This is a genomic window from Campylobacter sp. RM16187 (genome assembly GCF_025319965.1).
Taxonomy (GTDB): Bacteria; Campylobacterota; Campylobacteria; order Campylobacterales; family Campylobacteraceae; genus Campylobacter_A.
Genome location: NZ_CP012549.1, coordinates 1,547,724 through 1,562,027, shown reverse-complemented (window position 1 = coordinate 1,562,027; position 14,304 = coordinate 1,547,724). Strand labels below are relative to the sequence as shown.

At 34.3% G+C, this 14,304-nt stretch carries 15 protein-coding genes; 10 read left to right on the top strand and 5 right to left on the bottom strand.

Going from position 1 to position 14,304, the window contains the following annotated elements; genetic code table 11:
* Window positions 1-11 precede the first annotated feature (11 nt).
* The 7 genes from CDOMF_RS08300 to CDOMF_RS08270 are packed head-to-tail and all read left to right on the top strand — an operon-like array spanning window position 12 to window position 6,626.
* A complete protein-coding gene (locus CDOMF_RS08300; protein ID WP_260951528.1) occupies window positions 12-938 on the top strand; it encodes a glycosyltransferase family 9 protein in 927 nt (308 codons plus the stop codon).
* Window positions 913-2,223, top strand: a complete 1,311-nt coding sequence (locus CDOMF_RS08295) for an O-antigen ligase family protein (protein ID WP_260951527.1) — start codon at window positions 913-915, stop codon at window positions 2,221-2,223. Before CDOMF_RS08300 ends, CDOMF_RS08295 begins: the two co-directional genes overlap by 26 nt.
* Window positions 2,201-3,244 carry a glycosyltransferase gene (locus CDOMF_RS08290; protein WP_260951526.1) on the top strand — a complete coding sequence of 348 codons (1,044 nt, stop codon included), beginning with the start codon at window positions 2,201-2,203 and terminating at the stop codon, window positions 3,242-3,244. The genes CDOMF_RS08295 and CDOMF_RS08290 overlap by 23 nt, the downstream gene beginning before the upstream one ends.
* Window positions 3,231-4,313 carry a glycosyltransferase family 9 protein gene (locus CDOMF_RS08285; RefSeq protein WP_260951525.1) on the top strand — a complete coding sequence of 361 codons (1,083 nt, stop codon included), beginning with the start codon at window positions 3,231-3,233 and terminating at the stop codon, window positions 4,311-4,313. Before CDOMF_RS08290 ends, CDOMF_RS08285 begins: the two co-directional genes overlap by 14 nt.
* Complete coding sequence (locus CDOMF_RS08280; RefSeq protein WP_260951524.1) at window positions 4,303-4,773, top strand: acyltransferase; 471 nt, start codon at window positions 4,303-4,305, stop codon at window positions 4,771-4,773. Before CDOMF_RS08285 ends, CDOMF_RS08280 begins: the two co-directional genes overlap by 11 nt.
* 21 nt (window positions 4,774-4,794) lie before the next feature.
* Complete coding sequence (locus CDOMF_RS08275; protein ID WP_260951523.1) at window positions 4,795-5,859, top strand: glycosyltransferase family protein; 1,065 nt, start codon at window positions 4,795-4,797, stop codon at window positions 5,857-5,859.
* Complete coding sequence (locus CDOMF_RS08270) at window positions 5,856-6,626, top strand: polysaccharide deacetylase family protein (RefSeq protein WP_260951522.1); 771 nt, start codon at window positions 5,856-5,858, stop codon at window positions 6,624-6,626. The genes CDOMF_RS08275 and CDOMF_RS08270 overlap by 4 nt, the downstream gene beginning before the upstream one ends.
* On the opposite strand, the gene rfaQ is transcribed toward CDOMF_RS08270, so the two are convergent.
* The 4 genes from rfaQ to waaC are packed head-to-tail and all read right to left on the bottom strand — an operon-like array spanning window position 6,623 to window position 10,278.
* Window positions 6,623-7,702: a putative lipopolysaccharide heptosyltransferase III gene (gene rfaQ / locus CDOMF_RS08265; RefSeq protein WP_260951521.1), complete on the bottom strand. Its 1,080-nt coding sequence runs from the start codon at window positions 7,700-7,702 to the stop codon at window positions 6,623-6,625. The two genes, CDOMF_RS08270 and rfaQ, sit on opposite strands and share 4 nt — an antisense overlap.
* A complete protein-coding gene (locus CDOMF_RS08260; RefSeq protein ID WP_260951520.1) occupies window positions 7,699-8,394 on the bottom strand; it encodes a glycosyltransferase family 2 protein in 696 nt (231 codons plus the stop codon). The genes rfaQ and CDOMF_RS08260 overlap by 4 nt, the downstream gene beginning before the upstream one ends.
* Entirely contained in the window at window positions 8,391-9,287 is an 897-nt protein-coding gene (locus CDOMF_RS08255) for a lipid A biosynthesis lauroyl acyltransferase (protein WP_260951519.1), read from the bottom strand. The genes CDOMF_RS08260 and CDOMF_RS08255 overlap by 4 nt, the downstream gene beginning before the upstream one ends.
* Window positions 9,280-10,278 (bottom strand): lipopolysaccharide heptosyltransferase I, encoded by a 999-nt coding sequence (gene waaC, locus CDOMF_RS08250; RefSeq protein WP_260951518.1) that lies wholly within the window; start codon window positions 10,276-10,278, stop codon window positions 9,280-9,282. Before waaC ends, CDOMF_RS08255 begins: the two co-directional genes overlap by 8 nt.
* 64 nt (window positions 10,279-10,342) lie before the next feature.
* Between waaC and CDOMF_RS08245 the strand changes: the two genes are divergently transcribed.
* The 3 genes from CDOMF_RS08245 to CDOMF_RS08235 are packed head-to-tail and all read left to right on the top strand — an operon-like array spanning window position 10,343 to window position 13,323.
* Window positions 10,343-11,362, top strand: coding sequence for a 3'-5' exonuclease (locus tag CDOMF_RS08245; protein ID WP_260951517.1), 1,020 nt, complete (start codon window positions 10,343-10,345; stop codon window positions 11,360-11,362).
* Between the two features lie 51 nt (window positions 11,363-11,413).
* Window positions 11,414-12,472 (top strand): NAD-dependent epimerase, encoded by a 1,059-nt coding sequence (locus CDOMF_RS08240; RefSeq protein WP_260951516.1) that lies wholly within the window; start codon window positions 11,414-11,416, stop codon window positions 12,470-12,472.
* Window positions 12,469-13,323, top strand: coding sequence for a DNA ligase (locus CDOMF_RS08235; RefSeq protein WP_260951515.1), 855 nt, complete (start codon window positions 12,469-12,471; stop codon window positions 13,321-13,323). Before CDOMF_RS08240 ends, CDOMF_RS08235 begins: the two co-directional genes overlap by 4 nt.
* Before the next feature lie 139 nt (window positions 13,324-13,462).
* On the opposite strand, the gene CDOMF_RS08230 is transcribed toward CDOMF_RS08235, so the two are convergent.
* Entirely contained in the window at window positions 13,463-13,732 is a 270-nt protein-coding gene (locus CDOMF_RS08230) for an XRE family transcriptional regulator (protein WP_260951514.1), read from the bottom strand.
* Between the last annotated feature and the right edge of the window lie 572 nt (window positions 13,733-14,304).

Here is a 14,304-nt window from a genome sequence, read left to right as displayed (position 1 = left end):
ATTGCGCCATTATGAAAATTTTACTAATCAGAAATGATAATATCGGCGATTTAATTTGTACTACTCCGGCTATTGAGGCATTAAGGCATAAATTTGAGGATGCTAAAATCGATATAGTTGTAAATAGTCTAAATGCTTGCGTTGTGATTAAAAATCCATTTTTGAATAAAATTTATATTTATACAAAGCCAAAGCATAAAAAGAGATGGAAGGATAAAATTTGGGCATTTCTTGGAAAATGCAAAATTTTATTTCAAATTTACCGCCAAAATTATGATGCGGTAGTGATATTTAGAAGCTCGTATTCACCGTCTGCCTCAATTTTTGCTAGAGCAGCAAGGGCTAAAAGAGTGATTGGGGTAGATTATAAATATCCTAAAAAATTTATAACCGATAAGATCAAATTTGGTCATATTCCGCATGAGGTTATGCTCTGCTTTGACTGTTTAGCGCCTCTTGGGGCCTATTACAATAGCGAAAAGACATTGTTTTTACCAAAAAATGTAAGTGATAAATTTAAAGATTTTGTATTTTTTCATATCTCTAGTAGGATTAGTGAAAATCAGTTAAGTATCAGCAAGATAGAACAAATTGCTAAATTTTTAAAAGAAAAATTTGCCGATGTGGTATTAAGTAGTGAAAATGTTGAATTTGGCGAGAGAGCTTCTAGGTTATCTGGAGTTGATTATCTGCAAACTTCAAGTATGGATGAGCTTGCAAACTACCTTTGCAAAGCCAAATTTTTACTCACATTAGATGGTGGAGTGGCGCATTTAGGTCCGGCTCTTGGGCTGAAAACTTTTGTTATATTTGGGAAAACAAACTTGACTCGCTGGAAGCCGTGGGGTGATGATGTGTATGTTTTGCAAGATAATAGCGGCTTGGCTGAAAATGTAAAACTCGAAGATATTTATGAGCAAATATCTAAATTTAGTTGATTATAGCAAGATTTTATTTTTTGGCATATACATTTTTGTTTTGCCTATAAGCCATGTGACGGCGGTTCAGTCGATCTCTTTAGGTCTTTTCGCGTTTCTTGTTCTATTTAACGATTACAAAAACTTTGTTTTTAAAGATATTTTGGCTATAAAAAATATTTTAATCATACTTATTGGTTTGCTGCTACTTTCTTATCTTTCATTGTTTTACTCGGTAGATATAGGGCAAAGTTTTAAGGAGATTAACTCTGAGCTGCTTAAAAATATAATTGTCATGCTGTTTGTTTTTTTATATTTTAAATCTTTACCAGAGCACTTGCTTGAATTTTATATGCGTTTGATATATATCTCAATCTTCGTTCATATGCTTATTAATATATATATATGGCATCATTTTGGATTTGAATTTAGCGTTAACACGAGAATGGGAGGACTATTGGACGGTGCGCTTGAGCAAGGAGGAGGAGCGGGAGAGAGGTTTGGGATTTGGGTTACATTTTTTCTTGCCTTTGCTCTATCTCTTTGGTATTTTTCGGATAGAAAATTTGCGATTCTAGTACTATTTTTAGCGCTTATAAACATAATTGCCAATCAAACCAGAGCCACATATGTAGGTGTGATTTTAATTTTTGTATTTTTATTTACGGTTATGCCTAAAAAAAGAGTGGCAAGGGCTATATTTTTCATCATTTTAGCACTATCTGCGGTGAGTTTTTATAAATTTTCAGATAATTTTTCAAGTAGATATAATTTAACTCATGTAAATGAGTATATGAGTCTTTTAAAGGAGACTCCGGCTAAGATGAGAGATTATGAACAGCATGGGCTTGATTACTCTATCGCCACAAGGTTATCTATGTGGAAATCGGCTATTTTATATAGAATCGATGAGCCATTTATTCCGACCGGATACGGAAGATCTTTATATGGTAAAAGCATAGTTAGGCTTATGGATGAGCAAAACAGGCCATTTGTGGTATATTCTCAGGTGCATAACGAGTTTATAGGTATCTTTTTTTCACTCGGTATATTTGGGCTTTTGTTATTTTTAGCTCTTTGGTTTTACTATTTTAAAATATCTATTATGCTATTAAATAGCAATGATAGCAGATTTAAAATATTTGGATTTTTCTCGTTTTTTGGGGGATTGGGCTTTGTCGCAAGTCTTTGTTTCGGAAGTTTTTTTGGAGATAGTGAAGCTAAATTTTTCTATCTGCTTTTTGGTATGATTTGTGCAATAGCATATCGTAAAGGTATTATAGATGATAAATATTTTAGAGCTTGAAAGCTCTCTTGGTTTTGGTGGGCAGGAGCATCGCACACAGCGTGTGATCAATGGGCTTGACAAGACAAAATTTAAAGTATTTTACGGACTAAATGAGGGTTCAAAGAGCTTTGAAAAAGAGATATATTGCGAGTTTGTAAAGTTTAATCTAAAAAAGATATACAATATTTTTGAAATTTTTAAAATTTGCCGTTTTGTGAAAAAAAATCATATAGATATTATCTCTACTCACTCGGGAAAAGACGGAAATATCGGTGCAATAGTAGGTAAATTAACCGGGAAAAAAGTAGTTCGCACAAGGCATCTTCAAACTCCTATAAGCTCACCCTTTAGTTATAATATCAGCACAAAAGTTGTGGCTGTATCTAAGGCAACCAAGGATAGCCTTATAAGAAAGGGTGTTAAAGAGAGCCTAATAGATGTGATCTATACCGGAGTTGATACAAATAAGTATAATCCAAATTTTAAAAAAGATATAAAAAAAGAGCTAAAATTACCGGCAGAATGCGTTGTGGTAGGCATAGTTGCAGTATTAAGAGGGGCGAAAAATCACAAACTCTTAATAGAGGCTTTTAGTGAATTAAATTTAAAAAACTCGGCTTTAGTTATCGTCGGAGACGGACCTGGAGAGGAGAATTTAAAGGCTATAATAAAAGATAGGCAAAATATCTTTATGCTGGGAAATAGAAGTGATGTAAGCGAAATTTTGCCTAGTTTTGATATATTTGTTTTGCCTTCTAAGATGGAGGCCTTAGGAACCGCTATATTGGAAGCCAGTAGTTGCGCGGTGCCTTGCATAGGAAGCGATGCAGGCGGTATAATAGAGGCGATAAGCGATAAAAATACCGGTCTTATATTTAAAAGTGAAGACAAAGAGAGTCTAAAAGAAGCCTTAAAAACCTTGATAGAAGATAAGAATCTAAGAGTTAGGCTTGGCAAAAACGCAAGAGAGTATGTGGAGCAAAATTTCTCTATAGAAAAGATGGTAAAGGATACTGAAAAATTATATGAAAATTTATGAGAGAATTATTAAATTTATACTTAGCGAAAAAGGGATAAAGAAGAGTGCTTTAGTGGATGAGCCATTTAAAACGGTATGTTTTTTTAGCAATACAGCTATTGGCGATACTCTTTTTAGCACTCCGGTTTTTAGGGTCTTTAAACAAAATTTTCCAAATGTGAAAGTAATAGCCATTCTAAATCCATCTAATGCAGATCTATTTAAAAATAATCCATTTTTGGACGAGATTGTACTATTTAATGGACGATGGAAAAATTTCTTATCTGTTGCAAAAATTTTAAAAACAAAGCAGATAGATATAGCGTTTTTGCTTCATTCAAACGAACCTCAAGCGACTCCGCTTGCAGTTTTAAGCGGAGCAAAATATATTTTTAAACTTCCTAATCTTAAAAACGATTTTAATAAATTTCACTCCAATCCGCCGACTCCTTACGGAGAACCTAGATATGTGGTGCTAAATAGGCTAGAACAGCTTAAATTTGTAGGTATCAATAGCTTTGATACTCGTATGGAGTTATTTTTACAAGATAGTGGCTTTGAGAACGTGGATAGAGTTTTAAATCGTAAAAAAGGCGAAAAAATAGTAGGTTTTCAAATGGGAGCCAGTGTAAAATCTAAACTATGGCTTATTAATCGCTGGCAAGAGCTAGCAGGACTACTTTTAAAACATGAGAATATACGTATAGTTTTAACAGGAAGTCCTAAAGAAAGGGATATGACAAAAGAACTCGAAATGCTTTTAAATAGCGATAGAGTAATGAATTTAGCAGGTAAATTTAGTATAAGCGAGGCGGCTGCTCTTATAGGCAGGCTTGATGCTCTAATTACTACAGATACAGGTCCTCTTCACGTTGCCGCAGCATTAAAAACGCCTTTTGTAGCTCTTTTTGGAGTTACCGATCCTCGTTGTCTTATGCCAGATTTTGATACTCATCTGCATAGGTTTTTGAAAGTGGAGTTTGATGTAGACAATACATATTCAAAGCATAAGGACTACGGTTATTTGATGGAGAGAATAACCGCACAGGAGGTTTATGAAAGCCTCAAGGAGATTATGGGTGCTATATAAAAATTATGAAAAAATATCTATGTTTTTTTATCAACTTCAATTTTTAAAACTTAAAATATTAGGTGCTAGTATAGGTAAAAAATCAAAAGCTTTTGGCTGGTTTAAGGTTTTAGGCGATCCTAAAAATTTAATCATTGGTAATAATGTCAAAATAAACGAGGGAGTTTTTATAAATTGTAGAGATAAGGTAATATTGGAGGATTTTGTAACTCTTTCCAGTTTTGCCAAGATTTACTCTACTCAGCTTGATTATAAGAAATTTCCAAGAATTCACGTTAAAGCGCCGGTTATTATCAAAAAAAATGCTTGGATCGCTAGTGATTGCCTTGTTTTAATGGGAGTTACAATAGGTGAAAATAGCGTGATAGGAGCAAGATCGTTGGTGTCAAAGGATGTGGAGTCAGATGCGCTTTATATCGGCGATAAAGTCGTAAAGAAACTAAATATAAAATATGATTAAAAATTTATACGGCAAGATCAGATGAAAACTCTACTTTTTATTAGCGATAAGGATGAAAAATTTAATCATAGCTTTATAGAAAATGTTATAAACGGATTTTTAAAACGATATTTTAAAATTTACTGCGTATATTTTACCGATAGTTTTACAATCAAAGAAAATCAAATTTTCATACTTAAAAAAGATAGAAGCAGAGCGCTAGAACTTATAAATCAGCATTTTTTAGATCTTAAAAACGTAGACTTTATAATCATTAGAAATTTTTTAGATGTTTTAAAAAATGCGGTAAAACTAAAAAAGAAATATGACTTTAAACTCTATTTTCAGCTTAGCTTCCCGCACTTTTATAGAAGTTATCATGAGGCTAAAATTCGCGGCAAAAATTTATTGTTTAAGTTTGTAAAATATAGGATAAATTTGATTTTATATAAAAATTTGATAAACCAATGTGACGGATTTTTTCCTATTTCAAATTTAATGAAAAAAGAGTTTTTTGATGATATAAAAACATCTGTTCTAGCACTTCCTTTGGGCATCAATACAAAGGATATAACTAAGCCATTACAAAAGAGCGGGGTAAAAAAATTTATATATATAGGCGCGATTGACATCAATAGGCAGATGGATGATTTTTTTAATGAATTTTGTAAGGCTAGAAGTGAATTTAGGCTTGAAATTTATACCAAAGATTATGAGTATGCCAAGACAATTTTGCCAAAAGACAGTAGGATTGTCTTGCATCATGCGGTAAGTAAGGATGAGATTTTTAATATTATGAGAGAATTTGATGTGGGTTGCTTTTATGTGCCCATAAATAGGCTTTATGATCTATGCTCTCCGACTAAGGTTATGGACTATTATAGCTGCGGACTTGTTGGCTTTAGCTCTGCTGTAGGCGAGTGCAGAGAGCTTTTTGACGATAAAACTATGTTTTTTATAGGTAATAATATAGCCGGTATGGTTGAAAAAATTTGCGTCACTTCAAGAGATGAGCTTTGTAATATGGCTAAAAACGGGCTTGAAATTTTAATTAACAAGCGAAATTACGAGAGTATCGCGGATGAAATTAGGGAGTTTTTGAAGTGAGCGTAGTTGTTTTAATGTATCATCATGTCCTGAAAGATAGTGGATTTATAACAAGTAGCGTGAACGAATTTAAAGAGCAGATGAGCTTTTTGTCCAAAAACGGATACAAAGCTCTTACTCCTAGCGAATTTTTAGCTTATAAAAAAGGCGAGCTAAAATTGCCAAAAAAGAGCGTATTTATAACCTTTGATGATGGCTGGAGAGATAATTTTTATTATGCCTATCCTATTTTAAAAGAATTTGGATTAAAGGCTACAATATTTCTTGTAACATCTTGGATAGAGAAGGCTAGCGAGCAAAATGCATTAAATAGAGCAGATTTTACACCTCTTACTCACAAGGAGGCCAAGAAAATGGCTCCCGAAAATCCTGGCGGACTATTTTTAAACTGGGATGAGATAGAGAAAATGAGCGATATATTTAGCTTTCATTCTCATACGAATGCGCATAATGATGATTATTTTAGCAGTCTGCCATTTAAAGAGGATTTGCAAATTTGTAAAAACATCATAAAAAAACGCTTGGGATTTGATGATAAACACCTGTGTTGGCCCAGAGGAGAATATGATGAAACTAGGCTAAAGGAAGCTAAAGAGCTTGGATACGAGATATTTTATACTACTAAACGCGGCGTAAATTTAGCTGACGGAAATCTTGAAGAGATAAGAAGAATTGCAGCCAAAAAAGGAGCATGGTGGCTAAAAAAGAGCCTACTTATCTACGGTAATGAAGCTATACATAAAATTTATTCAAAATTTAAAGACTAAATATTTAGCTTTCTTTTTATCTCCTCTTTTACGGCTTCTAAATCAAAATCCATCAAGCACTCGCTTATCTTGCTTCCATCGCAGCCGTCTTTACCGCATGGCACGCACTCTAGGTTTTGCTGAAAAACCGTGTGTTTTCCCATTCTTTGCACTCCATTTCGCTCTTTGTATTCTGACTGCATTAAATCGTTGTCCCAAGGACCCCATTCAAAGGCTCCGCTTGGACCAAAAAATGCTATTATGGGAGTGTCATTTGCTGCGGCGATATGCATTATCGCAGTATCTACACCCACAAAAAGAGCCGATTTTTTACTAAGTGCGGCAACCTCTTTTAGACTCAAATTTCCTGCAAAATCTAGTGGAGTTGATTTGCAAAGAGCCAAAACTGAAGCGATTTTTTTCATCTCGGCTTCGTTTTTATCTGCAGTTAAGGCTACTTTTACACCCAGTTCATTTTCGCAAAAATCAATAAGCTCGGCCATTATCTCATCTTTTACGCATTTAAACATCCAACGACTGGTAAGGTGAAAATGAACGAAAGTTTCGGGTAAACTTAGACTATCTACTAAATTTTCATCGAAAAATATCTCAACTTTTTTACTTACAGGCTCCAAATCAAGCACCTTAAGTACATCCAAATTTCGCTCTACCGTATGTTTTGAGGCTATTTTTGGCACTTTAAGGGTGATAAATTTATTTATGGTCTTGTTTTTACCCTCAAATCCTATGATTTTTTTAGCTTTTGCGTATTTTGCTATTATTATTCCGCGATCTCCGGTGGTTGTTTGCACCGCGATATCGTATTTTTGTTTCTTGATTGAGTGTATAAATTTTAGCTCGAGCCATAGTTTTTTTAAAAATCCCTCGTTTTTGACTATCTCCCTATCGTAAATATAGACGTTATCTATGTTCGGGTTTGCCTCTATCATCGCCTCACAACCCTTATTTAGAGCAAAATCTATCTGCGCTTCAGGGAAGTGATGCTTGAGGTTGGCAATAAGCGGAGTCGTTAACAAGACGTCGCCGATATTTCTAAATTTCATAACTAAAATTTTAAATTTTTTATTTTTTTTCATTTTATATATTTCCAAAATGTGTATTGCGAATATAGCTTGGCTACGATAAATCCGCGCCAGCCATCTAAAAACCCGCCTTTTAAAACAAAGAGTTTAAAAAAAGTCCATGCGGGATTAAATACCGCCTTGAGCTTGTTTTTTTTAGCCCCTAGGCTAGAGTAGCGATTTTGTTTGGCGATAAACTGCTCTATGCTCTCATAAGCGTAGTGCTTAAAGTAATTTTTTAGCTCGCTGATAGTGCCGTTTACAACAACTTTTTCATGAACCTCTTTGTCATCAAAATTTGCTCTGTTTTTATTAAAAAGCCTTATCGTAAAGTCAGGATATAGTCCCATGGAACGAAGCTCTTTGCCAAAAAAGAAATTTAGCCTAGCCACCCTATAAGCATCAAATTTAGGCTTTTTTAAAATTTCTAAAATTTCCTCTTTTAAAGGCTCTAAGATAACCTCATCGCTATCAAGAACAAACACCCAATCGTTTGTAGCCAAATTTACTCCAGCTTGCTTTTGCTTGCCAAATCCAAGCCATTTTTGATAGTAAAATTTTACGTTTTCAAAGTCTTTGCAAATGTCTTCCGTTTTATCTGTCGAGCCGCTATCTAGGACTATAACTTCGTCCACGAATCTTACGCTTTCAAGCACTTCTATTAGATATTTTTCACTATTTAATGTCAAAATTACTACGCTAATCATCTGTAAATTTCTTCATTGAAGTGCTTAAATCTTTTATGAAACCAAAAATACTCATCCGGTTTTTGTCTAATAAATTTTTCTGTAACATCAGCTTGGGCTTGAGTAGCCTTCAAAATCGCTTCGTCTTTGCTAAAATTTCTAATATCAATAGGTTCTAAAAAACAAATTTCATTGATTTTGCTATCTTCATCGCTTATTCTTATAAAAGCCGGAATTATTATAGCATCGCTCTTTTGAGCAAATATACTAACCGATGGGGTATGAAGAACTCTTTTGCCAAAAAAGCTAACTTCTATTCCATCGCTTTTAGCAGTATTTTGATCGACTAATATTCCAAGCAGTCTTCTTTCTTTTATAGCCTTTAAAATCTGTTTTGCACCGCCTGATTTATCTATGAGTTCTATATTAAATTGAGTGCGGTTAGCCTTTAGAATTTTTTGCATCACACTACTATCAAGGACTCTTCCTACTATGCTTACCGGTCCAAATTTTGCCGCCATAGCTAGACTAAATAACTCCCATTCGCCATAATGAGCGGTTTGGACTATAATGGCACGACCTGATTTTAAAGCGTTTGTAAAAATTTCAAGATTTTTAAATTTGACTCTTTTTAATATCTTTTCTTTTGTGCTGTTTTGATTTTTAATGAAATTAACTGCAAATTTTGCGTAATTTTTATATACATTTTTTGTTATCTGCTCTTTTTGTTCGTTTGTAAGCTCGTTTTCATAGGCGAAATTTAGATTTGCCATGATAGTTTTATTGTGCTTTTTATCGAATTTGTAAAACAAATTTGCGATCAAATTTAAAAAAAGGCTTAGTAAAAAATCCGGTAGTATAAAGAGCAAAAATTTAAAAAACCAATAGATCAAAAGATAAAAAATATCACGCATTTAGTATTCTCTCGGCTGCTTCAGCTATGATTTCAGGCTTTATTTCGCGGATGCAAAAGTCATTTTTATCTATCTTTCTGGCATCTATTTTTTTGCATGCATCTATTACTATGTTTTTATTTGTGATATAGGCATTGCGCTGGCTAGGGCGGTTGCCAAATAGCGTTATAGACGGGATATTTTGAGCCCAAGCGATATGAGTTATCCCGCTATCGTTTCCTATGACGAGATCGCAGCCATTTATAAACTTAACAAGCTCTTTTAAGGACATTTTTTCAAGAACATCGGCACTTGTGTATTTGACGATCTCTTCTAGCTTGTCAAACTCTTTTTTGTTACCAAAGCATACGTGAACTTTATAGTTTGAAAGCATTTTGATAACTCTTTTAAATTTATCATAGCACTTACTCTCTTCGCTTGCAAAAGGCGCTATAAGTATGCGTTTAGGCTCATTTTTTTCTGCTTTTTCATAAGCCATAAGGCATGGCTTTTTGTTTAAAATTTCATCTCTTTCAAATTTAAATCCTAACGCAAAAGCCGTTAGGCTTAAATTTCTAATTATAATGTTTTCGTTGTAGTCGCATGAGAATTTGTGAGTATAAAATAGGCTTGCGAGGTTTTCTTTGACGCTATTTTTATCAAATCCGTAAATTATTTTCGTATCTAAAATTTTCGCAACTATCGCCGATTTGATAAGTCCTTGTAAGTCTATGGCTATATGAAATTTTCCTGCATCTTTTAAAATTTTATAGGTTCTTAGAAATTTTTTATCTTTTAGCGGAATTTTTATTAGATTTGAAATTAGCTCATGACCTTCTAATATCTCGGCAAATTTTTCATCTACTATCCATGAAATATCATAGTTTATGCCGGCTGATTCGAGATTTTTTTTGATAAACTCGAGCACTATACTAGCATGTACGATATCGCCTAGCGCGGAGAGTTTTATGATGGCTATTTTAAGGCTTTGGCTCTTTAAATCTTGGCTCATTTTTTCGCTTAATTTCACTATTTTTGGTATCATTTTACAAATATTTGGCTAAAAAAGGTTTGAAGTGTCTAAAAGTTATATTTGTGTATTTGATTGTGAAACTGTTCCTGATACTGCGCTTTTAAGGAGAGTTTACGGATATAGAGGCAGTGATTTGGATGTTTGTAAAGCTGCATTTTGGGATCAAAAAGAGGCTAGCGGAAGCGAATTTTTACCGGTGATGTTTCATAAAGTAGTCGCAATATCTGCGGTAATGGCGGATGAATTTGGCAGATTTTTACGCGTTAGCACAATGAAAGGTGAAAATGAGCAGGAAATTTTGGCCAAATTTATAAATTTCATCAATGAGTATAATCCGCGATTAATTAGTTTTAATGGACGCGGTTTTGATCTGCCGATGATTATGGTGCGGTCCATGCGTTATAATCTAAGCTGCCCTGCCTATTTTGAAAGCGATAACAAGGAGCTTAATAAAAATAAGTGGGAAAATTATAGAAGCAGATATGATGGGCGCTTTCATCTTGATTTGCTTGATCATATTAGTGATTTTCGTGCCGTTAGCGGGCTAAAGCTTGATACTCTTTGCGCGAGTCTAAATTTGCCCGGAAAATACGATATTCACGGCGATCAGGTTATGCAGCTGTTTTTTGCGGGTGAGATAGCCAAGATCAATGAATACTGCGAGTCTGATACTTTAAATACATATTGGCTGTTTTTAAAATATGAGCTTTTGCGTGGAAATTTAACAAAAGACGATTACGCTAGCTTTTTAGCCGACATGAGTGAATTTTTGATTCAAAAATGCTCACAAATGGGTTATACGCCCGTATTTTGTGAGGCTATCGAAATGGAACTTGCAAGGCTAAAGGGTGAGCTTGATTACGAGATAGTGACTAGAGAATTTGATGAAGACGAAGAGGATGATAATGAGTCAGAACGTATAGGCATTGATGAGCTTGAGGATCATTTGGCTAAAAGCGGATTTGGCGGTATGGTAAAAAAGGCTAGCGAGATTAATTTGAAGGCTAAAAATCAACCTAAATTTGAAGAGAGATTGCCGGAAATTAACCTTGATGATGAGTGAAATTAGTTTGCCAAATTTTAGTAAAATCGGTATGAATTAAAAGGAATAATGATGAAAATTTTAGTAACTGGAACGGCTGGATTTATCGGATTTCACCTCTCACTTGCACTTGCAAAGCGTGGCGATGAAGTAGTCGGGCTTGATAATATCAACGACTATTACGACGTAAATTTAAAATACGCAAGGCTTGAAACTGCGGGCTTTAGCAGGCAAGATATCAAAGAAAATGAGCTGATAACTTCTTGCAAATATCCGAATTTGCACTTTATCAAAGCTGATTTGGCTGATTTAAGCGTGCTTGAAAGGCTTTTTAGCGAGTTTAAATTTGACTGTGTAGTAAATTTAGCCGCTCAAGCAGGGGTTCGTTATTCGCTAATTAACCCTCACGCTTACGTGCAAAGCAATATTGTAGGCTTTGTAAATCTGCTTGAGTGCGCACGTAAATTTGAGCTAAAAAACTTCGTATATGCAAGCTCGAGCTCGGTTTACGGGCTAAATGAAAAGATGCCTTTTAGTACGCATCACAGCACCGAGCATCCTATTAGCCTATATGCGGCTAGTAAAAAGAGTAACGAAATGATGGCTCACACTTATAGTCATCTTTTTGGTTTGCCGACAACCGGGCTTAGGTTTTTTACCGTTTATGGACCTTGGGGGCGACCTGATATGGCGCTATTTTTGTTTGTTGATGCTGCGCTTAAAAACGAGGCTATCAACGTCTTTAACCACGGCAAGATGAAGCGCGATTTTACCTATATCGATGACATCGTAAAAGGCATAATTAAGTGCGTGGATAACCCGGCTTCGCCAAATTCTTCTTGGAGCGGCTTAAATCCCGACCCCGCAACATCAAAAGCACCTTATAAAATTTACAATATCGGCAATAATAATCCGGTCGAGCTTATGGACTACATAAAGGCGATCGAGATAAAAATCGGCAGAGAGATAAAGAAAAATTTTATGCCGATACAAGCAGGCGACGTACCTGCAACTTATGCTGATGTAAGCGGGCTTATAGATGACTTTGGCTACAAGCCAAGCACTAGCGTAAATGAGGGTGTGGCGAAATTTGTAGAGTGGTATTGCGAGTTTTACGGAGTTAAAATTTGAGAATTTTTACTCTTGTTTTGCTGTTTTTTGCTACTTTTGCCTTGCACTCTTTAGCGAGCGAGCAAGTAGGTAAAAACACAAAATTTGAGCTTTTAAAACTTAGCGAATTTGATCAAAAGGATGTAAGCGGATATCTTGCAAGCGAAAAGCTTGACGGAGTTAGAGCTTATTGGGACGGAGAAAATTTACTCTCAAGAAGCGGCAAAAAGATAAATGCTCCTAAAAATTTCACTTTGAATTTTCCGTCTTTTGCGCTTGACGGTGAGCTTTATACGAAGCGAGGCGAGTTTGAAAAAATCCAGTCGATAGTGATGGATAAAAATCCTGATGAAAAGGCTTGGCAAGAGATAAAATTTTACGTTTTTGACGCTCCAAGCAGTGAAAAGGGACTGCTTAAACGCCTTGAAAAGCTTGAAAATTTTCTATCAAAAAATGAGATTAGCGGCGAAAAAATAAAGATAATCAAGCAGATAAAATTAAGAGATAATGCCCATCTTGAAGAAATTTTAGATGAGATAATTGCACTTGGCGGCGAAGGCGTGGTAGTTCGTAAGCCAAATTTAGCCTATTATCACGGCAGAAGTAAAAACGATATGAAATATAAAAAATTTAAGGACGCAGAGTGCGAGGTCGTTTCACTTAATGAAGGCAGTGGCAAATTTAAAGGCAAGCTTGGCTCTGTTACCTGCGAAACAAGCGATAAAAAGCGCTTTAAGATAGGCTCAGGCTTTAGCGATGAGGAGCGAATAAATCCACCAAAAATCGGCGAAGTGATAACATACAAATTTCAAAATTTAACCGCAAACGGACTTCCTAGATTTCCTGTTTTTGTAAGAGTTAGAAAGGATTAATTTGTATTAAATTTTATAATTTTTAAGACTTAAATTTAAGATTTACGACTCATATTTATTTTCAGGTTTTATAAATTACGGTTGAATTAAAGTAGCTTTATGGATATGGATTAGTATTAAATTTTATTTGCGGGTTTCTTTATTTTTTTATTTCGGTATCCTTAAAAAAATCGCAAATATCACATTTAAATAGTTTGGATAGTTTAAATAGATGTAGCAGATTAAAGTGTTTGCCGTGAGCGTTGTTTTCCATGTTAGCGTAAAATCCGCTTGATGCTTGTCCTATACTAAGAGCGGTTTCGAGCTGACTTAAGCTTCTATCCTGCCTAATCTTCTTTACGTTTGAAGCGACAGCATCTAAAAATTTATTATTCTCTTCTTCTGTTGTTATTTCCGGTAAATTTAGCATTTCATTCCTATAGAAAAGTTTTCTATAAGTTTATTTAGTATAAAATCCATTTACAATTTGTTATAGAAATCATTTCTATAGAAATAAGAAAAAAGGGTTTATTGTGGTTTATTTTTGTTTAATTGTATTCTCTTTAATTTTTTATGTCTCAAATATTGTGTCTAGAATTAACCATCCGTTAAAAGACCATGCATATATTGTTAGAGGCTTATCCAAATGGATAGTTTTAATTTTAGCTATTGTGATTGCCGTTGATATATTCAAGGGGTAGAATATGCTTTATGCGCTTTTTGTGATCTGCTTATTTTTGTATATTTGGACTTATAGGTTTCTTGTCTCTGGCAGAGCATCTTATGTCAGTAAAGATATCGAGGAATTTTTTATGTATCTTAGATGGTGTCGCATATTTAAATATATTTCTTTTGTTTTAGGAATGACTATTTTAGTAAAAATATTCTCATAAATCTATAAGTTTAATTTTTTATTTATTTAAAAATACAAAAATTAGATATTTTTTGTATTTTTAAATTTACATTTGTCCTTGATTTTAAGAAAAATTCTTTATAGTTATT

What these genes read in the sequence shown, in the direction of transcription:
- rfaQ (WP_260951521.1), bottom strand. Translation starts at nt 7,702, where the DNA reads ATGAAAAAAAATAAAAAATTTAAAATTTTAGTTATGAAATTTAGAAAT.
- CDOMF_RS08230 (WP_260951514.1), bottom strand. Translation starts at nt 13,732, where the DNA reads ATGCTAAATTTACCGGAAATAACAACAGAAGAAGAGAATAATAAATTT.
- CDOMF_RS08285 (WP_260951525.1), top strand. Translation starts at nt 3,231, where the DNA reads ATGAAAATTTATGAGAGAATTATTAAATTTATACTTAGCGAAAAAGGG.
- CDOMF_RS08300 (WP_260951528.1), top strand. Translation starts at nt 12, where the DNA reads ATGAAAATTTTACTAATCAGAAATGATAATATCGGCGATTTAATTTGT.
- CDOMF_RS08295 (WP_260951527.1), top strand. Translation starts at nt 913, where the DNA reads ATGAGCAAATATCTAAATTTAGTTGATTATAGCAAGATTTTATTTTTT.
- CDOMF_RS08240 (WP_260951516.1), top strand. Translation starts at nt 11,414, where the DNA reads ATGAAAATTTTAGTAACTGGAACGGCTGGATTTATCGGATTTCACCTC.
- CDOMF_RS08260 (WP_260951520.1), bottom strand. Translation starts at nt 8,394, where the DNA reads ATGATTAGCGTAGTAATTTTGACATTAAATAGTGAAAAATATCTAATA.
- waaC (WP_260951518.1), bottom strand. Translation starts at nt 10,278, where the DNA reads ATGAGCCAAGATTTAAAGAGCCAAAGCCTTAAAATAGCCATCATAAAA.
- CDOMF_RS08255 (WP_260951519.1), bottom strand. Translation starts at nt 9,287, where the DNA reads ATGCGTGATATTTTTTATCTTTTGATCTATTGGTTTTTTAAATTTTTG.
- CDOMF_RS08290 (WP_260951526.1), top strand. Translation starts at nt 2,201, where the DNA reads ATGATAAATATTTTAGAGCTTGAAAGCTCTCTTGGTTTTGGTGGGCAG.
- CDOMF_RS08275 (WP_260951523.1), top strand. Translation starts at nt 4,795, where the DNA reads ATGAAAACTCTACTTTTTATTAGCGATAAGGATGAAAAATTTAATCAT.